Below are 17,188 nucleotides of genomic sequence, written 5' to 3' on the forward strand. Positions count from 1 at the left end.
CACCCTAACCCCGATTCCCGGGGCCCGTTGGGACGTGCGGGACAGGGGCTACTTGCTGACGTCGGCGCCGAAGTACTTCTCGGAAAGGGCCGCCAGAGTGCCGTCCGCTGCCAGCTCGGCCAGGGCCTTGTCGACGGCGGACACCAGTTCGGTGGAGCCCTTGCGGAAGGCGATGGCGCTCTGCGAGGTGTCGGTGGTGGTGGCGGCGACCTTCAGGCCGGAGTTGGGGGTGTTCTTGTTGTAGTCCAGCCAGGTCAGCTTGTCATTGACGATGGCATCCACCCGGTCCTGCTGGACCAGGGCAACGCCTTGGGCCCAACCCTCCACGGCCTGGACATTCGCGCCGCTCTGGGTGGCCAGCGTGTACCAGTTGCTGGTCAGCGACTGTGCGGTGGTCTTGCCCTTGAGGTCGGCGAAGGACTTGATCGAGTCATTCGAGTCCTTGACCACTATCACGCCCGCGGAGACGGTGTACGGGGTGGAAAAATCGTACTTGGCCGTGCGGTCGGCATTGATGGTGACCTGGTTGGCAATGGCGTCAAAGCGCTTGGCCTCCAGGCCGGCAAAGATACCGTCCCACTGGGTCTCCTGGAAGGTTGCCTTCACGCCCAGCTTGCCGGCCACGGCCTGGGCCACCTCGACGTCGTAGCCGGTGAGCGCGCCGGCGCCGCCCTCGTGGAAGCTGAAGGGCTTGTAGGTGCCCTCGGTGGCGAAGACGATTTCGCCCTTGCTCTTCACATCCGAGAGCGAGGTGTCCCCGCCCGTCGCCGTGGACCCGGTGCCGCCGGAGCATGCGGCCAGTGCGATCGAGGCGGCGGCAAGCATTCCAACAAGTCCAAAACGGCGGCGGTTCATCGGGTGTCCTTTGGTAGAGCGGCAGGGCCGACGCCGGATCGCGGCGGCGGCAGTGGGAGCGAGACTACCAGCCACAACGCCGCGGTGCGGCACTTCTATTTCCAAGTATGACGCAATTGTGAAGGTGGTGATTTGACCCACAGGCTCCGGCGTGGGTGCCGATGGTGGTGTCTGCGGCGGCTAGGTGGGTTGGAGCCGGCGCAGGTAGTGGTTCTTGAGCCCGAAGCGGAGCCGGCGCGGCAGCCGCGGATAGACGGCGGCGGTGGCGCGCAGGAGCCGGTGGTACCGGCGCGCCCGGGCGGGGCCGAATGGGAGGCCAAACTGCTCGCGCAGCGGCTGCGGCAGCAGGCCGGTGGTGAGCAGGCGGGCCGTGGGCATGGCCAGCCGGAGCCAGAGCGGGCCGGCGGCCGGGTGCAGGAGATCATGCGCCACGGACCGGGCCTCGTCGCTGACCTTCAGGGTCTCCAGCTGGGTGTCCCAATAGGCGCCGAAGGCGGCCCTGTCGCACGGCCAGAGCCCGGACGGCATCTGCAGGACCGTGCCCAGAGCCGCGTAGCGCTGGTACAGCAGCTCCGCCGTCGCCTCATCCAAGGGGCCGAAGATGGCCTCTTCCACCGTCACGGCCGTTTGGTAGAGCGTGGCGGCAACCCACAGCTGCAGGGCCGGATCGTAGGCGCTGTAGGCCGGTGCGCGGCCGTCGCCGGACTCCGCGCCGCGGACCCGGGCATGGGCCCGGTTGACACGGCGGCGGACCTCGGCGATCTGCGCCTCGGTGCCGTGGGCCGCTGCGTAGACGTACGTCAGGGTGGCCTCGAGGCGCTCAAGGGGCCGCTCGGCAAAGGTGCTGTGCTCGGCCACACCGCGGCCGACGGCCGGGTGGGCGATCTGGAGCAGGATGGCCCGGGGCCCGCCGGCCAGCTGGACCCCCTCCGACCTGATCTCCTCCACCGTGCGCGCCATGCCTCAAATGTACCCAACCGGACCCCCTGCGCGCTGGTCCGCGCCGGTCCCGCGCCTGCGCGCTGGTCCGCACCGGACCACGCGCCGGGCCGCCGGGTTCCGCGCCCGGTCCGCCGCGCGGATCCCGCCGTCGCTCCCCGCGCGTAGTCTTGGTACCTATGGCCGGCGCAGCTGCCGGCCCCTAGTTTGGAGGACCGCTCGATGAGCATGGAAGGCGCAGCGTGGAGCTCGCTGTGGAGTTCGATGCGCTCGGACAAGAGCAGCAACGCGATCTCCAAGGACACCGTACGGCGCACCCTGGCCTTTGCCCAGCCCTACGCCCGCAAGCTGGCCGTGTTCGTGGTGCTGTCAGTGGCCTCCGCCGTGCTGGCCGTGGCCACCCCGGTGCTGGCCGGGCGCGTGGTAGACGCCATCGTGGCCAAATCCGATGTGCAGGTGGTCATCAACCTGGCGCTGCTGATCGCGCTGGTGGCGGTGTTGGACGCCGGGCTGAGCCTGGTGATCCGCTGGCTCTCCTCCAACCTGGGCGAGGGCGTCATCCTGGACCTGCGCACGGCCGTGTTCAACCACGTGCAGAAGATGCCGATTGCCTTCTTCACCCGGACGCGCACGGGTGCGTTGGTCAGCCGGCTCAACAGCGACGTCATCGGCGCCCAGCAGGCCTTCAGCGGCACCCTGTCCGGCATTGTCTCCAATGTGGTGGCGCTGGTGCTGACGCTGGTGGTCATGCTCAACACCTCCTGGGTGGTCACGGTGCTGGCCCTGGTGCTGCTGCCCATCTTCCTCATCCCGGCCCGGCGCTTTGGCTCCCGGCTGGCCGGGTTGCGCCGCGAGGCGGCCAACCTGAACGCGGACATGAGCACCCAGATGACCGAGCGGTTCTCCGCCCCCGGCGCCACACTGGTGAAGCTCTTTGGCCGCCCGGCCGACGAGTCGCGCGAGTTCTCCGCCCGGGCCTCCCGGGTGCGCGACATCGGCGTCAAGACAGCCATCATGCAGTTCGTCTTCTTCACCGCCCTGATGCTGGTCTCCTCCCTGGCCCTGGCGCTGGTCTACGGGCTGGGCGGCTATTTCGCCATCGCGGGCCAGCTGGCGCCCGGCGACGTCGTCGTGCTGGCCCTGCTGCTGACCCGGCTGTACGCGCCGCTGACAGCGCTGGCCAACGCCCGTGTGGACATCATGAGCGCCCTGGTCAGCTTTGACCGCGTCTTTGAAATCCTGGACCTGAAGCCGCTCATCCAGGAGGCCCCCGGTGCGCGGGCCCTGCCCACGGGTGCGGTCGGGATCGAGTTCGACGACGTCCGCTTTGCCTACCCCTCCGCGGAGAAGGTGTCGCTGGCCTCGCTGGAGGACGTGGCGGTGCTGGACAGCCGGGGCGGGGACGAGATCCTGCACGGGATCAGCTTCCGCGCCGAGCCCGGGCAGACCATCGCCCTGGTGGGCTCCTCCGGCGCCGGCAAATCCACCATCGCCCAGCTGCTCTCCCGGCTGTACGACGTCGACTCGGGCACCATCCGCATTGCCGGGGTGGACGTACGGGACGTGACCTTCGATTCGCTGCGCGCCAGCATCGGCATGGTCACCCAGGACGGGCACCTGTTCCACGAGACCATCCGCTCCAACCTGCGCCTGGCCAAGCCGGATGCCACGGATGAGGAGATCTGGGATGTGCTGCACCGGGCCCGGCTGCAGGACTTTGCCGCCGCCCTTCCCGATGGCTTGGACACGGTGGTGGGGGAGCGCGGCTACCGGCTCTCCGGCGGCGAACGCCAGCGCCTGACCATCGCCCGCCTGCTGCTGGTGCAGCCGGCCGTGGTGATCCTGGATGAGGCGACGGCGGCGCTGGACTCCACCAACGAGGCAGCGGTCCAAGCTGCCTTGGCGGAGGCTCTGCAGGGGCGCACCGCCGTCGTCATCGCCCACCGGCTCTCCACGATCCGTGCCGCCGACGCCATCTTGGTGGTGGAGGGCGGGCAGATTGTGGAGCGCGGCACGCACCAGGACCTGCTTGCCGCGGGCGGCCGCTACGCCGAGCTGCACCAGACCCAGTTTGCCCAGGCCGTGGCCGCCGTGTCCGACGCCGCTCCGCAGGACTAGGTCTGCCCTGCGCCTACCAGGTGGCGACGACGGCGCGGTTGCGGCCCGCGGCCTTCGCCCGGTAGAGCGCCACATCGGCACGCCGGACCAGCGACTCGACAGGCTCTTTGGCGTCAGAGGTGCTGACGATGCCGAAGCTTGCCGTCGGCGCAACGGCCATGGCGGCCAGCGCGGGCGATGCCGCCAACCCCTGATTGATGCCATCGGCGATGCGTGTTGCACCCTCCGCGTCCACGCCCCTCACCAGCAGCATGAATTCCTCCCCGCCGTACCGCCCGATAAGGTCGGTGGAGCGCACGGATCCCCGGCAGGCATCGGCAAAGGCCGTGATCACCTGGTCCCCGGCCCCGTGCCCCAGGGTGTCGTTGATGCTCTTGAAATGGTCCAGATCGGCCATGACCAGTGTTGCGGGCGTACCGGCTTCCGCGGCGGCATGCAGCTGCACTTGGGCCTGCTTGAGGAACTCGGTGCGCGTCAGCAGTCCGGTCAGGCCATCCTGGGCAGCCTGCGCCTTGAGCAGCTGGAGGTGCTGCTCGCTGCTGAGCGAGGCCATGCTTGAAGTCACCACGATGAGCATGAGCATCGAGAGCAGGGTCCCGACTCCCGGGCCGAACACCGTGACGGCAACCAGCGCCTCGGGGCCCAGGATTGCCTGGACCGGGGCACGGACCAGGAAATAGACGGCGCAGGCCGCGGAGGCCACGGCCAGCGGACGGGAGCCGACCCTGCTGTCGGACCATACCCGGAGCAATTCGACGGCACCCAGGCCAAATCCCGCACCGACCAGCGCAATGATGACCGATTCGGTGGACGTGGGGCCGTCATTGGTGGTGGCCAGGGCGGCCACGCCGGCAAGCACCGGGGCCGGAGCCCAGTGCCGCCAGCCGACCTGGCGCCCCGCCAGCGAGCGTGATCCGGCCCAGATGAATGCCGCACCGAGCACGAGGATGCCGTTGCCGAGGTGCCTGGCCCATCCCTGGCCACCGGTGGAGGCCACCAGCTGCAGCAGAGCGTTGAGGTTGAACGCCGCGACGGTTCCGCACCACCATGCGCAATACGGGGCCGAGGTGCGGCGGTAGGTGTCCAGATAGAACAGGACCAACATGGCGAAGGTGAGGATGGCAAAGACGATCCGCATCGTCGCAAGGTCCAGCATTTTCTTCCATTCCCCTCGGGGCAGGTTTGGACAGGCCCCGTGCCAACGGCCGGGGGTGGTGCAGGAGCCTCTAGTCTGCCAGCAGTGCGGGCAGGACAAAGTCTGTAAGCAGCGGGGCCAAGTCATCGTGCCCGGCCCCGGCATCGAGGGCCATCCAGCGCAGCTGGGCGATCTCGGCCGCCGGCGTGGCGGTCCAGGCGCCGGGGGCGGTGAAGACGGTGGCCTCGATGTCCGTGGCGGCCTCGTTGGCGGCCTCGCCGTGCCAGACGCCGAGCAGCACCAGATCCTCCACGGCCAGCTCGATGCCGACCTCCTCGCGCAGCTCGCGGACGGCGGCCTGCGCGGCGCTCTCGCCGGGCTCGGGCTTGCCGCCCGGGTGCATGAACTTGGTGGTGCCGGCCTTGCGCACTGTCAACAACCGGCCGTCGTCGTCGAACACGCACACGGCTGACACTTTCAACGATTCCCTCACCCGCCAAGTCTAGGGCGTCCCGGACGGCGAAGGGTCCCGGCGAGGAAGCACCGGGACCCTTCGCTGAAACGGTTGGATCTGTGCGCGAGGCGGGATTCGAACCCGCGACCTTCCCTTTAGGAGAGGGACGCTCTATCCTGCTGAGCTACTCACGCCTGCCACCGCCGGAACCGGAAATCCGAGGGCTCCATGCGGTTGCGGTATCCACCTTACCGGGTGCGCGGGGCACCGCGTGGACACCTCGATCCTATGCGCCCGGCGCGTCCTTGCGCTTGCGCCCCGTATAGAGCGCAAAGCCGCCGGCCAGCACCGAGAGGACCAGCAGGATCCAGGAGGACACCACCAGGATGCTGGCCAGGCCCACCTGCCCGGCATCCACGGCGGGTGCGGTGAGCATGGCGCCCACGGCCACATTGGCCCAGAGCTGGACGACGGCGAACAGCAGCGGGGCCGCCCACAACGCCCAGCGCAGCGGCTTTCTGGCCACGTTGACGGCAATAAGGACCAGCCAGCTGAAGGCGAAGACCAGCGGGAACAGGGTGCCGGCCGTCTTGTGCACGTACTCCAGCTGGCCCAGGGCATCGGCGTTCATGGCCGCACGCAGGGCCGCCACGTGCTCGACGCCGAAACCGCCCAGCAGTGAATCCGGCATGGCCAGCCCGTTGGAGAGGTCCGTCATCTGCACCAGCGTGAGCAGGTGGAAGTACCAGAACAGGAACGCGCTGGCCACCACGCCGGCGATCACCAGCAGGTTGGCATTGCCGGGGTTCGTGGCGGGGTTGCGTGGGGCGTAGGGGTTGGCCGCGGCGGCCCGGCCGGCGGGGACGGCCTTGTCGCCGTGTTTGGCCGCGCGCTGTGCTGGGGTTTTCGACATGCTCCCATTATCGCCGCCCCACCTGTGCCCCGCGTCCGCCCCCGAGCCGGTTCGCTAGGGTGGTTCCGTGGCCGACGACCTGGATCCCCGACTTCCCGATGACCAACTGGCCTCGGCGCTGCTCCGGCACGCCGGCGCCCTGGCGCTGCGCATGCGCACCGAAGGGCTGGCGGGGGAACGGAAAACCTCCGTTTCCGACGTCGTGACGGCGGCCGACCTGGCCGCGGAGGCCTGGCTGGTGGGCCAGCTGCGCCGCGCCCGACCGGAGGACGGGATCTTGGGCGAGGAGGGCGCCAGCCACGAGGGCACCAGTGGGCGGGCCTGGGTGATCGACCCGGTGGACGGCACCTACAACTTCCTCTCGGGTTCCAGCTACTGGTGCACGGCGCTGGCGCTGGTGGAGCTGCCGCCCGACGGCGCACCGGACGGAGCTGATGGCGGCGGGCCGGACGGTGCCCCGGACGGCGGCGGGCCGGACGGCGCCCCCGACGGTGGCGGACCGGAGGGAGGGCCGCTGGCCGACGCCGCGGTGCTGCTGGGTGCCGTCTACCAGCCGCAGGAGGACCTGCTCTGGCTGGGTGGGCACGGCGTCCCTGCCACACTGAACGGCAAGCCGATCGACACCATGGGGGACGCGTCCCTGGCCGGCATCAGCGCCGGCACCTACATCCACCCCGGCTGGTTGGCGGATCCCCGCGCCGGGGCGCCGTGGACGGCGGCCGCCGTCCTGCCCGCCACGCTGCGGATGCTTGGCTCCGGCTCCTGCGACCTGGCGCGGGTGGCCGCGGGCCAGCTTGGCTGCTGGTTCCAGCACAGCTGCCCGCCCTGGGACTGGCTGCCGGGCAAGGCCCTGGTCCGGGCGGTGGGCGGGGACACCGCCGTCGTGCGCGTCAACGGACTGGACTGGTTCCTGGCCGGGCCGCCCAACGCCGTCGGCGAACTGGCGCTCGCCCTGCGCAGCGGTGCCCTGGCCCGGTGACGGCGCCCAAAGCCCTGCCACGGGCCGGTGTTGGTGGCGGCAACTAGACTTGGAGGACCATGGATATGTTGTTTGACCCTTACTCCGCCCCCCGCCAGAGTCCGCCCACGCCTGCCCTGCCCGGCGCCGAAGAGCTGCTGTCGGGGCTCAACCCGCAGCAGGAAGAGGCCGTCAAACACGCCGGTTCGCCGCTGCTGATTGTGGCAGGCGCCGGTTCGGGCAAGACGCGCGTGCTCAGCAACAGGATCGCGTATCTGCTGGCGACCAGGCGCGCCCATCCGGGGGAGATCCTGGCCATCACCTTTACCAACAAGGCGGCCGCGGAGATGCGCGAGCGCATTGGCGCCCTGGTGGGGGAGCCGGCGAAGAACATGTGGATCTCCACCTTCCACTCCTCCTGCGTGCGTATCCTGCGGCGGGAGGCGTCCACCATCGGGATGAATTCCAGTTTCTCCATCTACGATTCCGCCGACTCGCTGCGCCTCGTCACGCTGGTGGCCAAGGGCCTGGATGTGGACCCCAAGCGCTTTGCGCCCAAGGCGATCCAACACAAGATCTCCGCGTTGAAGAACGAGCTCATCGACGCGGACGACTACTCCTCCTCCGCCAACCACAGCGATCCGTTCGAGGCCGCCGTAGCAGGCGTCTACAGCGGGTACACCCAGCGCCTGCGCCAGGCCAATGCCATGGACTTTGACGACCTCATCGCCCAGACGGTCTACATGTTCCGCGCCTTCCCCGGGGTGGCCGAGTCCTACCGGCGCCGCTTCCGCCATGTGCTGGTGGACGAATACCAGGACACCAACCACGCCCAGTACGCGCTGGTGAAGGAGATCGTCGGGACGGACGCGGTTTCGACGGTTTCGACAGGCTCAACCCAAGCGACCACCGGCATCGCCCCGGCCGAACTGACGGTGGTGGGCGATTCCGACCAGTCCATCTACGCCTTCCGCGGCGCGGATATCCGCAACATTGTGGAATTCGCCAAGGACTATCCCAACGCCCGCACCATCAAGCTGGAGCAGAACTACCGCTCCACCCAGACCATCCTCAGCGCCGCCAACGCCGTCATCTCCCGCAACCCCAACCGGCCGGAGAAGCGCCTGTGGACCGCGGAGGGCGACGGCGAGAAGATCATCGGCTTTGTGGCCGAGAACGAGCACGAGGAAGCGCGTTTCATCGCCGAGGAGATCGACAGGCTCCAGGACGAGGGGGATCTGCGCCCCGGAGACGTCGCCATCTTCTACCGCACCAACGCCCAGTCCCGTTCCATCGAGGACGTGCTGGTCCGCGTGGGCCTGCCCTACCGGGTGGTGGGCGGCACGCGCTTCTACGAGCGCAAGGAAATCAAGGATGCGCTGGCCTACCTGCGCGTGCTCTCCAACCCCGACGACGACGTCAACGTGCGCCGGATCCTCAACGAACCCAAGCGCGGCATCGGCGAGCGGGCCGAGGGGGCCGTGGCCGCGTTGGCCGAACGCGAGCGGAGCAGCTTCATGGCGGCCCTGCACCGCGCCGAGGAGGCGCCGGGGATGGCCACGCGCTCGCTGAACGCGGTGAACCAGTTTGTGGCCATGATGGACAGCCTCGCCGAGGTGGCCGCCGGCTCGGGCCCTGTCGCGGCGCTGGAGGCCGTGCTGGAGCAGACCGGCTACCTGGCCGGGCTGCGCGCCAGCTCGGATCCGCAGGACGAATCCCGGGTGGAAAACCTGGCCGAACTGGTGGCGGTGCTGCGCGAGTTCGAGCGCGACAATCCGGAAGGGACGCTGGCCGAATTCCTGGAGCAGGTCTCCCTGGTGGCCGATGCCGACCAGATCCCCGACGCTCCCGAAGGGTCCAGTGCTGACGCAGCCGCCGCCGTCGCCGAGGCCAGGCGCCTGGGCGTGGTGACCCTGATGACGCTGCACACCGCCAAGGGGCTGGAGTTTCCCGTGGTGTTCCTGACCGGCATGGAGCACGGGTTGTTCCCGCATGCCCGCTCCGCCACCGACCCCGCCGAGCTGGCGGAGGAGCGCCGGCTGGCCTATGTGGGCCTGACCCGTGCCCGCAAGCGGCTGTACCTGACCCGCTCCGAGGTGCGCAGCCTGTGGGGCCAAAGCCAGTACAACCCCGCCAGCCAGTTCATCGACGAGGTGCCGGCGGAGCTGATCGATTGGAAGCGCGAGGGCAGCGCCAAGGTGGCTCCCGTTGGCTCGTTTGGCGGCGGCAACTTCGGCAGCAGCCGGTACGGGGGATCGTTCTGGGGCGCGGGCTCCGCCGTCGGCGGCCGGGACACCGGCGAGCTGCCGCCAAGCCTCTCCACCCGCACCGTGGCGGGCGCGGCGAAGCCGAAGAAGGACGTGATTTCCGTGGTGGTCGGCGACAAACTGAACCACACCAGCTTTGGCAACGGCACGGTGGTGGCCGTGGAGGGTGCAGGCGACAAGGCGGTGGCCACGGTCCGCTTCGACATCGGCGAGAAGCGCCTGCTGCTGCGCCTGGCCCCCGTGGTCAAGGTGGGCACGTAGCCCCGGCCCCGGCCATAACCGCCCCGGCGCCTGCTGGCCAGCATATGTGGGGTTATTCACTAAACCGGTAGTCTGTGTCAGGGGGTTCCCCCCTCTGCACTAAAGTTCCCCTTGGGGTATTGGGTCCTGCTTTTTCTTGCAACAGGCAGGCCTGTGCACCGCAGTCCATAGGACTGGAAAAGAACACTACTTCGACGTAGAAGGACACAAACCCGTGGACCTGTTTGAATACCAGGCGCGCGACATGTTTGAGGCACACGGGGTTCCCGTGCTGGCCGGCATCATCGCGCACACTCCTGAAGAAGCAAAGGCAGCAGCCGAGAAGATTGGCGGCGTCACTGTCGTCAAGGCACAGGTAAAGGTTGGTGGCCGCGGCAAGGCCGGCGGCGTCAAGGTGGCCAAGACCGCGGATGAGGCGTTTGAACACGCCTCGGCAATCCTCGGCATGGACATCAAGGGCCACACCGTCAACACTGTCATGATCGCCCAGGGCGCCGACATTGCTGAAGAGTTCTACTTCTCCGTCCTGCTGGACCGCGCCAACCGCAACTACCTGGCGATGTGCTCGGTGGAGGGTGGCATGGAGATCGAGGAGCTCGCCGTTGAGCGTCCCGAGGCTCTAGCCCGCATCGCCGTCGACCCGGCCGTGGGCATCGACGCAGCCAAGGCCGACGAGATCGTCGCCGCCGCAGGCTTCTCCGCCGAACTGGCCCCCAAGGTTGCCGCCGCGATCATCAAGCTGTGGGACGTCTTCAAGAAGGAAGACGCCACCCTGGTTGAGGTCAACCCGCTGGTCCGCACCGGCGCCGGCGACATCGTGGCCCTGGACGGCAAGGTCTCGCTCGACGAGAACGCCGACTTCCGCCACCCGCACCACGTCGAGCTCGAGGACAAGGCTGCAGCCGACCCGCTGGAAGCCAAGGCCAAGGCCGCAGACCTGAACTACGTCAAGCTGGACGGCGAGGTGGGCATCATCGGCAACGGGGCCGGCCTGGTCATGTCCACGCTGGATGTTGTTGCCTACGCCGGTGAAAACCACGGCAACGTCAAGCCCGCCAACTTCCTGGACATCGGCGGTGGAGCATCCGCCGAGGTCATGGCCGCCGGTCTGGACGTCATCCTCAACGACCCCCAGGTCAAGAGCGTGTTCGTGAACGTCTTCGGTGGAATCACCGCCTGCGACGCCGTTGCCAAGGGCATCGTCGGCGCGCTGGCCGAGCTGGGCTCCGCCGCCAACAAGCCGCTGGTTGTCCGCCTCGACGGCAACAACGTCGAAGAGGGCCGCAAGATCCTCAACGAGGCAAACCACCCGCTGGTCACCCTGGCCGCCACCATGGACGAGGGCGCCGACAAGGCCGCCGAACTCGCCCACGCTGCTAAGTAAAGCGAGGACTTCCACTATGTCTATTTTTCTGAACAAGGACTCCAAGGTCATCGTCCAGGGCATCACCGGCGGCGAGGGCACCAAGCACACCGCCCTGATGCTCAAGGCCGGCACCCAGGTTGTCGGTGGCGTGAACGCCCGCAAGGCCGGCACCACCGTTGTCCACGGCGCCGTTGAACTGCCCGTCTACGGCACCGTCGTCGAGGCCGTCGAAAAGACCGGCGCCGACGTCTCCATCGTCTTCGTGCCGCCGGCATTCACCAAGGCCGCAGTGGTTGAGGCCATCGAGGCCGGCGTGCCGCTGGTTGTCGTCATCACCGAAGGCGTGCCCGTACAGGACTCCGCCGAGTTCTGGGCCCTGGCCCAGTCCAAGGTTGACGCCGACGGCAAGCAGATCACCCGCATCATCGGCCCGAACTGCCCCGGCATCATCACCCCGGGCGAGGCACTGGTTGGCATCACCCCGAACAACATCACGGGCAAGGGCCCGATCGGCTTGGTCTCCAAGTCCGGCACCCTGACCTACCAGATGATGTTCGAGCTGCGCGACCTGGGCTTCTCCACCGCCATCGGCATCGGTGGCGACCCCGTCATCGGCACCACCCACATCGACGCTCTGGCCGCCTTCGAGGCAGACCCGGAGACCAAGGCGATTGTGATGATCGGCGAGATCGGTGGCGACGCCGAAGAGCGCGCCGCCGACTATATCAAGGCACACGTCACCAAGCCGGTTGTCGGCTACGTGGCAGGCTTCACCGCACCGGAGGGCAAGACCATGGGCCACGCCGGCGCCATCGTCTCCGGCTCCGCCGGTACGGCACAGGCCAAGAAGGAAGCCCTCGAGGCCGCCGGCGTGAAGGTCGGCAAGACGCCGTCCGAGACCGCCACCCTGCTGCGCGAGGTTTTCGCAGCCCTGTAGCAACTGCTCCACCGCAACGCCCGGCGGCCCGCCACCTCTCGAGTGAAAGGTGGCGGGCCGCCGTCGTTCCCCCCGTCCCTCAACTGGGGCGCAGCAACTGCACGGAATCCGCGGATTTCGTGCAGTTGCTGCGCCCCAGTTGCGCGATTCCCGAAAGTTGTCCACAATCGGCTGCGGTGACCTATGCCGGGATGGGCTGGTTTGCCATCATCGGGGCATGGACAAACATGGAGAACCAGCAGCCGGCCCCGCCCTGGGGATGGAGAATGTGGCAATCAGTGTCCGGGCGCACGCGGCCGGGACGCTGCCCTGTGACGGTGAAACAGAGATCGCAGGGGTGGCACTTCCGGCTGGCCGCCGCGTCCGGCCCGAGCCGTACCCCTACACTGACGCGCAAGGTCGGCAGCAGATGAGCAAGCTCCTGCCGCATTTCGGCTGGTACAGCGGCGTCGCCTGAGATGATGCCCCGGCCCGGTGGCTCGAATTCGCGCGCGCCTTTCCGCAGACCGGACTTTGGCCCGTGATCGGCGGGCCCACGCGGCGGTGCGGGGATCCAGATGCTGCATACGCGCCCTCGCCGCCAAGCAGGGACCATGGCGGAGAGGCGGCCAACGTGCTCCAGCGGTGCTGGGACGGGATGGCCCTGGTCGATGCTGATACAGGTGAGCCGCTGCCCGAAAAGCGGACACCCTACCCGGGGATACCGCCCGCCCAGGCACCTGCAGGGAGCCTCGAAAGCATCCGGTTGGAGCGGTCGGAGCACTGGGGCGCCGGATACCCCGGTCCTGAGGCGGGCCTGCTGTTGGTCCCGACGACCAGTCCGGCTGCTGTCCCCGGTCTCGTGGGCTGGACGGGTGCGTGCAACTATTTCCTGGGTGGCCGAGAGATTTCCGCCGTATTGGGGTCGTGGGAGGAGCGGTTCGGTGCCGTGTTGTATCAGCTGGGCGAGGCCACCCTGACACTGCTCATCGGCCGCCCACCGACAACCCCTGCTGCTGCCCGGGCGCTGGCCACAGAGCACTATTTGTTGTGTCCTGACAATTTCTATCCCCAGGACTATCGGCCGCCGATCAGCGAAGGGGACTACGCACGCAGGCTCCTTGGCGCGCCGGCCTGGGATTTCTGGTGGGACTGAACTGGGTTTGGTTGCGCACTCCTCCCGCACCTGCTCCGGACGAGCTCGGCCACCGTCGGGCCGCCGTCGTTCTCCCTGGCCCCTAACTGGGGCGCAGCAACTGCATGGAATTCGCAGATTTTGTGCAGTTACTGCGCCCCAGTTGAGGGCGTCCCGCAGGTGCTCCCCGTCAGACCTTGGTGATGGCTTTCCCGCGTGGGGCCTCGAGCCGCAGACCGCTGAGGTCGGGCCCGCTCTGGCCGGCGATCCGCACCGCCGTGGCGCCGGCACCGTGGGCGATGATCTTCCCGCCCACGGCCAGCGTGCCCACGGGGCCCTCCAGATCCACCGTGGCCAGGGAATCGCCGGCGGTGGCGGCGTTCCCGCCGATGTCCACCGAGCCGATGCTGCCCGTGGGCTTCACGCTCAGGGCGATCGCCGACAGCGGCATCAGCACCCCCTTGACCAGGCTTTCGCCGGTGCCGCCGGAGGTGGAGAGGCTGCCGGTCACTGTGAGGGAGGGCAGTTCGCGGCTGACCTGGATGCCGACCGAGCCGTCGCCGCGGGTGGTGATGGACTCAAAGGTGGCCGCCCGCAGGGAGCCGTCGTACACGTTGAATCCGCGGGCTCCCAGACCGGTGGTCTCGATGGGCGCCTCCACCGTGAGCACGCCGATGTCGCCAAAATTGACGAAGCCGATGCCGCTGGGGCCGTGCGAGGTGACGGCGGCCTTGGCCGTCCAGTGTCCCACCGCTCCCCAGTTGTCCAGCACCATGTCGTTCTGGCCGTAGGTGGTGGTGGTTCCGAGGTTCACCACCGCCGCGGCGTGGGCGCCGCTGATGACGAAGACGCCGCCGCTGATCACATCCGGCGTACCGGGGGCGATGCCGCCGTCGGAGAACACGTCTCCGGTGGAGAGCAGCTCCACGGCGACCGTGCCGCCGTCGGCCTTGCCCGCCTTGTCCCCGTGCCCGCCGACAAACACGCCGCCGCCGCGCACCGGGGCGCCGTCGCTGCCGGCGGAAATGTTCTCCAGCCGCGCCGTGAGGGCGACGGCGGTGTCCGGCTGCCGGTTCCACAGCGTGAAGGCGCCCTGCAGTGCCTCGACGCCGAACCCTGTGGGCCGGTCCACCCGGCCGCGGGTGTCCGCCTCGGCCACGTGGACGCCGTCGGCCTCCACCCGGCCGGCCCGGATGCTGCCCTCGGCCGTGAGGTAGACCTGCCCGTGGGCTGTGACATTCTTTAGCCGGATGGTGCCCAGATCCGCCACGGTGGGATCGTTGTAGATGGCCAGCTCCTGCGCCGACGTCCGCACGGTGGTGTCCGCCAGCGTGTTGTTGCTGGTCAGCCGCAGGCCCTTGGCCCCAAAGACCAGTTCCCCACCCCGCAGGGAGACCCCGGGCGGGAGCGTCAGCGAGGGCATGCCCTGCAGCGTTCCGGAGACCTCAATCTCCGTCGCGCCCGAGGCCAGGGCCGCATTGAATTGCGCCGCGTCCGATACCTGTGTCCAGGACACAACACCACCGCCGTTCTATCGATCCAACATTCTTGATCCAATTCCGAAGGGCAGGACCACCTTTGGCCCTGCCCTTGGCACTGTACCCCCGTTCCCGGCGTTCCGGGTGTGGATTTCCCTGCAGCTGTGGCCGGCCGCCCGGGACTAGGCTAGCGGGATGAATGATCCCGATTTTGTGTCCGAACAACGCTTCATCGCCGCCCCCGCCGAGGAGATCTTCGAGCTGCTGGCCGTGCCCGCCATGCATTCGGTGATCGACGGCTCCGGCACTGTCCAGGGCGAGCAGCCCGGCGGCCCGGCCCGGCTGTCGCTTGGCGCCCGGTTCGGCATGGAGATGAACATGGCCGTGGACTACAAGATCCTCAACACCGTGGTCGAGTTCGAAGAGGGGCGCCGGATCGCCTGGCAGCACTTCGGCAAGCACATCTGGCGCTACATCCTCCAGCCGGCCGACGGTGGCACCTTGGTGACGGAGGAGTGGGACGCGCGCCAAAGCCGGCTCCGCTTTGTCATGCGCCTGCTGCGCTACCGGAGCCGCAATGCTGCGGGCATCGAGCGCACCCTGGCGAAACTGGATGCCCACCTGGCCGGCCGGCCCTAGGCTGGTGCCGTGACCCCTTCCCTGGCCCCGCGCAGGCGCAACGTCGACGTCGACGATCTGGCGCGCTTTGATGCCCTGGTGTCCGGCGGCGCCGTCTCCATGCATGGCTGGCACGTCCAATCGGTGGACCTGCGTGGGCGGACCACGGCATTGCTCGGGCTGGCCGCGGCCGGGGCTATCTTCATGGGCTGCACCTTTGCCGAGGGGGTGGACGACACCCTGCGCTCCCGCGGCGCCCTGCTCTTTCCGCGGCTGCCGGACATCCCCTTCAATCCCTACCGCGGCCGGCTCTACACCGGGGCCGAGCTGTACCAGGGCATCGCGACCCGCGCCTACGAGAAGACGCCCGACGCGCGGATCTACCAGTGGGCGCTGCAGGCCGCACGGGAGCGTTCGCTGGATGCCACGCTGGCCACCGCCATGCATGACCACGCCATCTCCGATGCCCTCGACGAGGCGCTGCAGGACGGCGCGTTGTCCGGGGCTCCGGTGGTGGGCATGATGGGCGGGCACGCCTCGGCGCGGGGGAGCGGGGACTATGCGACGGCGGCCGGCCTGGGCCGGCTGCTGGCGCGGCAGGGGTGCGTGGTGGCCACGGGCGGCGGCCCGGGAGCCATGGAGGCGGCCAACCTGGGCGCGTACCTGGCGGACGAGGACGACGCCGCGCTGGAGTGGGCGCTGGACAGGCTGGCCCCGGTCCCGGGGTTCAGGCCCTCGGTGTCCGCCTGGGCGCGCGCGGCGGACGCGGTGCTGGCGCGCTACCCGGCCGGGCGCACCAACCTGGGCATCCCCACCTGGTTCTACGGCCACGAGCCGCCCAATTCATTTGCGACCCATATCGCGAAGTTCTTTGCCAATTCAATCCGCGAGGCCATGCTGCTGGAGCGCTGCGGCGGCGGGATCGTCTTCCTGCCCGGCGCTGCGGGGACGGTGCAGGAAATCTTCCAGGACGGCTGCGAGAACTACTACGCCGCCGACGCGGCAGTGGCACCGATGGTGCTGGTGGGCCGGGACCACTGGGAACGGGTGCTGCCGGTGTGGCCGCTGCTGTCCAGGCTGGCTGCGGGGCGCGCCATGGCCGGGCGGATCCAGTGCGTGGACAGCGTGGAGGATGCGGTGCGGGCGCTGCGGGTCTAGGGGCCGGGGCAGCGGTCCACTGCCTCAGCGCTCGGGTAGGCTGGTCTCACTTGAACAGAGCGGAGCGAACTTGGCCTTGCACGTGAGGAGCTACAGCAAGCCTGGCACCTTGATGCCCTGGCAGGCGATCTCCGCCGTACTTGCCTTAGTACTTCTTTTCGCCGGGCTGGTTTCGACTTGTCTTGGGGGGGGGTCGCACGCCTCCGGACATACGGGTCATGGCGTAGAAAGCAACGCCCCGACGAACGCTTCCCACGTGCACCATGCACTCATCAGTGATTCGTTTCCGCAGCCGGACACCGGCGCGGTACCCAACCCGAACATGCAGGCCACGGTCGTATTTCACGCGGAACACCCGGCGTCATCGCCCCTTGGGGATGACGGCTGCGCCCATAGCGTCCTCGTTCACAGGGATCGAGGAACAGTGCGCGCCCCAGCCGTGGTTCTGCACGTCGTGAACACCGCCACCTCGGGCCGGCTCGTGCCGGACCTCCACTCCTCTTTTTCTCCGGCGGCCCTCGAAAGGGCAACGACGCCAGTAACGCCGTCGATCGTTCAGCTCTCCATCAGCCGGACATAGACAAGCGGTCTGCAAGAAACCGGCCGGTTCAATCCGC

The 17,188-nt window shown here is 68.7% G+C and carries 14 protein-coding genes and 1 tRNA gene; 8 read left to right on the forward strand and 7 right to left on the reverse strand.

Features of this window, described 5'->3' with window-relative positions:
* Positions 1-48 precede the first annotated feature (48 nt).
* Complete coding sequence (locus tag ACQCSX_RS17585) at positions 49-855, reverse strand: amino acid ABC transporter substrate-binding protein (RefSeq protein ID WP_427016522.1); 807 nt, start codon at positions 853-855, stop codon at positions 49-51.
* Between the two features lie 180 nt (positions 856-1,035).
* On the reverse strand, positions 1,036-1,815 hold the full coding sequence (locus tag ACQCSX_RS17590) for an oxygenase MpaB family protein (RefSeq protein ID WP_427016523.1): 780 nt from the start codon (positions 1,813-1,815) through the stop codon (positions 1,036-1,038).
* 201 nt (positions 1,816-2,016) lie between these two features.
* Here ACQCSX_RS17590 and ACQCSX_RS17595 point away from each other — a divergent pair, with 201 nt between their 5' ends.
* A complete protein-coding gene (locus tag ACQCSX_RS17595; protein WP_427016524.1) occupies positions 2,017-3,912 on the forward strand; it encodes an ABC transporter ATP-binding protein in 1,896 nt (631 codons plus the stop codon).
* 13 nt (positions 3,913-3,925) lie between these two features.
* Here ACQCSX_RS17595 and ACQCSX_RS17600 read toward each other — a convergent pair whose 3' ends face one another.
* The 4 genes from ACQCSX_RS17600 to ACQCSX_RS17615 all read right to left on the reverse strand — a co-directional run bounded on the left by ACQCSX_RS17600 (position 3,926) and on the right by ACQCSX_RS17615 (position 6,414).
* Positions 3,926-5,068: a GGDEF domain-containing protein gene (locus tag ACQCSX_RS17600; protein WP_427016525.1), complete on the reverse strand. Its 1,143-nt coding sequence runs from the start codon at positions 5,066-5,068 to the stop codon at positions 3,926-3,928.
* Positions 5,069-5,138: 70 nt separating this feature from the next.
* A complete protein-coding gene (locus ACQCSX_RS17605) occupies positions 5,139-5,540 on the reverse strand; it encodes an NUDIX hydrolase (RefSeq protein ID WP_427016526.1) in 402 nt (133 codons plus the stop codon).
* A gap of 81 nt (positions 5,541-5,621) precedes the next feature.
* A tRNA-Arg gene (locus tag ACQCSX_RS17610) sits at positions 5,622-5,695 on the reverse strand.
* A 92-nt stretch (positions 5,696-5,787) separates the two neighbouring features.
* The gene (locus ACQCSX_RS17615) at positions 5,788-6,414 is read right to left on the reverse strand and encodes a hypothetical protein (RefSeq protein ID WP_427016527.1); all 627 of its coding nucleotides are present in this window, start codon (positions 6,412-6,414) and stop codon (positions 5,788-5,790) included.
* Between the two features lie 67 nt (positions 6,415-6,481).
* Between ACQCSX_RS17615 and ACQCSX_RS17620 the strand changes: the two genes are divergently transcribed.
* From ACQCSX_RS17620 to ACQCSX_RS17640, 5 genes are all read left to right on the forward strand, one after another.
* On the forward strand, positions 6,482-7,393 hold the full coding sequence (locus ACQCSX_RS17620; protein WP_427016528.1) for an inositol monophosphatase family protein: 912 nt from the start codon (positions 6,482-6,484) through the stop codon (positions 7,391-7,393).
* Between the two features lie 59 nt (positions 7,394-7,452).
* Positions 7,453-9,900 carry a DNA helicase PcrA gene (gene pcrA, locus ACQCSX_RS17625; RefSeq protein WP_427016529.1) on the forward strand — a complete coding sequence of 816 codons (2,448 nt, stop codon included), beginning with the start codon at positions 7,453-7,455 and terminating at the stop codon, positions 9,898-9,900.
* Positions 9,901-10,114: 214 nt separating this feature from the next.
* On the forward strand, positions 10,115-11,284 hold the full coding sequence (gene sucC / locus ACQCSX_RS17630) for an ADP-forming succinate--CoA ligase subunit beta (RefSeq protein WP_427016530.1): 1,170 nt from the start codon (positions 10,115-10,117) through the stop codon (positions 11,282-11,284).
* Between the two features lie 16 nt (positions 11,285-11,300).
* Positions 11,301-12,203, forward strand: a complete 903-nt coding sequence (gene sucD / locus ACQCSX_RS17635) for a succinate--CoA ligase subunit alpha (RefSeq protein ID WP_427016531.1) — start codon at positions 11,301-11,303, stop codon at positions 12,201-12,203.
* A gap of 637 nt (positions 12,204-12,840) precedes the next feature.
* Positions 12,841-13,338, forward strand: a complete 498-nt coding sequence (locus ACQCSX_RS17640) for a DUF4253 domain-containing protein (protein ID WP_427016532.1) — start codon at positions 12,841-12,843, stop codon at positions 13,336-13,338.
* Positions 13,339-13,507: 169 nt separating this feature from the next.
* On the opposite strand, the gene ACQCSX_RS17645 is transcribed toward ACQCSX_RS17640, so the two are convergent.
* The gene (locus tag ACQCSX_RS17645; protein WP_427016533.1) at positions 13,508-14,833 is read right to left on the reverse strand and encodes a hypothetical protein; all 1,326 of its coding nucleotides are present in this window, start codon (positions 14,831-14,833) and stop codon (positions 13,508-13,510) included.
* Positions 14,834-14,990: 157 nt separating this feature from the next.
* Between ACQCSX_RS17645 and ACQCSX_RS17650 the strand changes: the two genes are divergently transcribed.
* Together ACQCSX_RS17650 and ACQCSX_RS17655 are read left to right on the forward strand one after the other, a co-directional pair.
* Positions 14,991-15,434, forward strand: a complete 444-nt coding sequence (locus tag ACQCSX_RS17650) for an SRPBCC family protein (RefSeq protein ID WP_427016534.1) — start codon at positions 14,991-14,993, stop codon at positions 15,432-15,434.
* A 9-nt stretch (positions 15,435-15,443) separates the two neighbouring features.
* A complete protein-coding gene (locus ACQCSX_RS17655; RefSeq protein ID WP_427016535.1) occupies positions 15,444-16,571 on the forward strand; it encodes an LOG family protein in 1,128 nt (375 codons plus the stop codon).
* Positions 16,572-17,188 lie beyond the last annotated feature (617 nt).

The organism is Pseudarthrobacter sp. P1, from assembly GCF_050156935.1.
Lineage (GTDB): Bacteria > Actinomycetota > Actinomycetes > Actinomycetales > Micrococcaceae > Specibacter.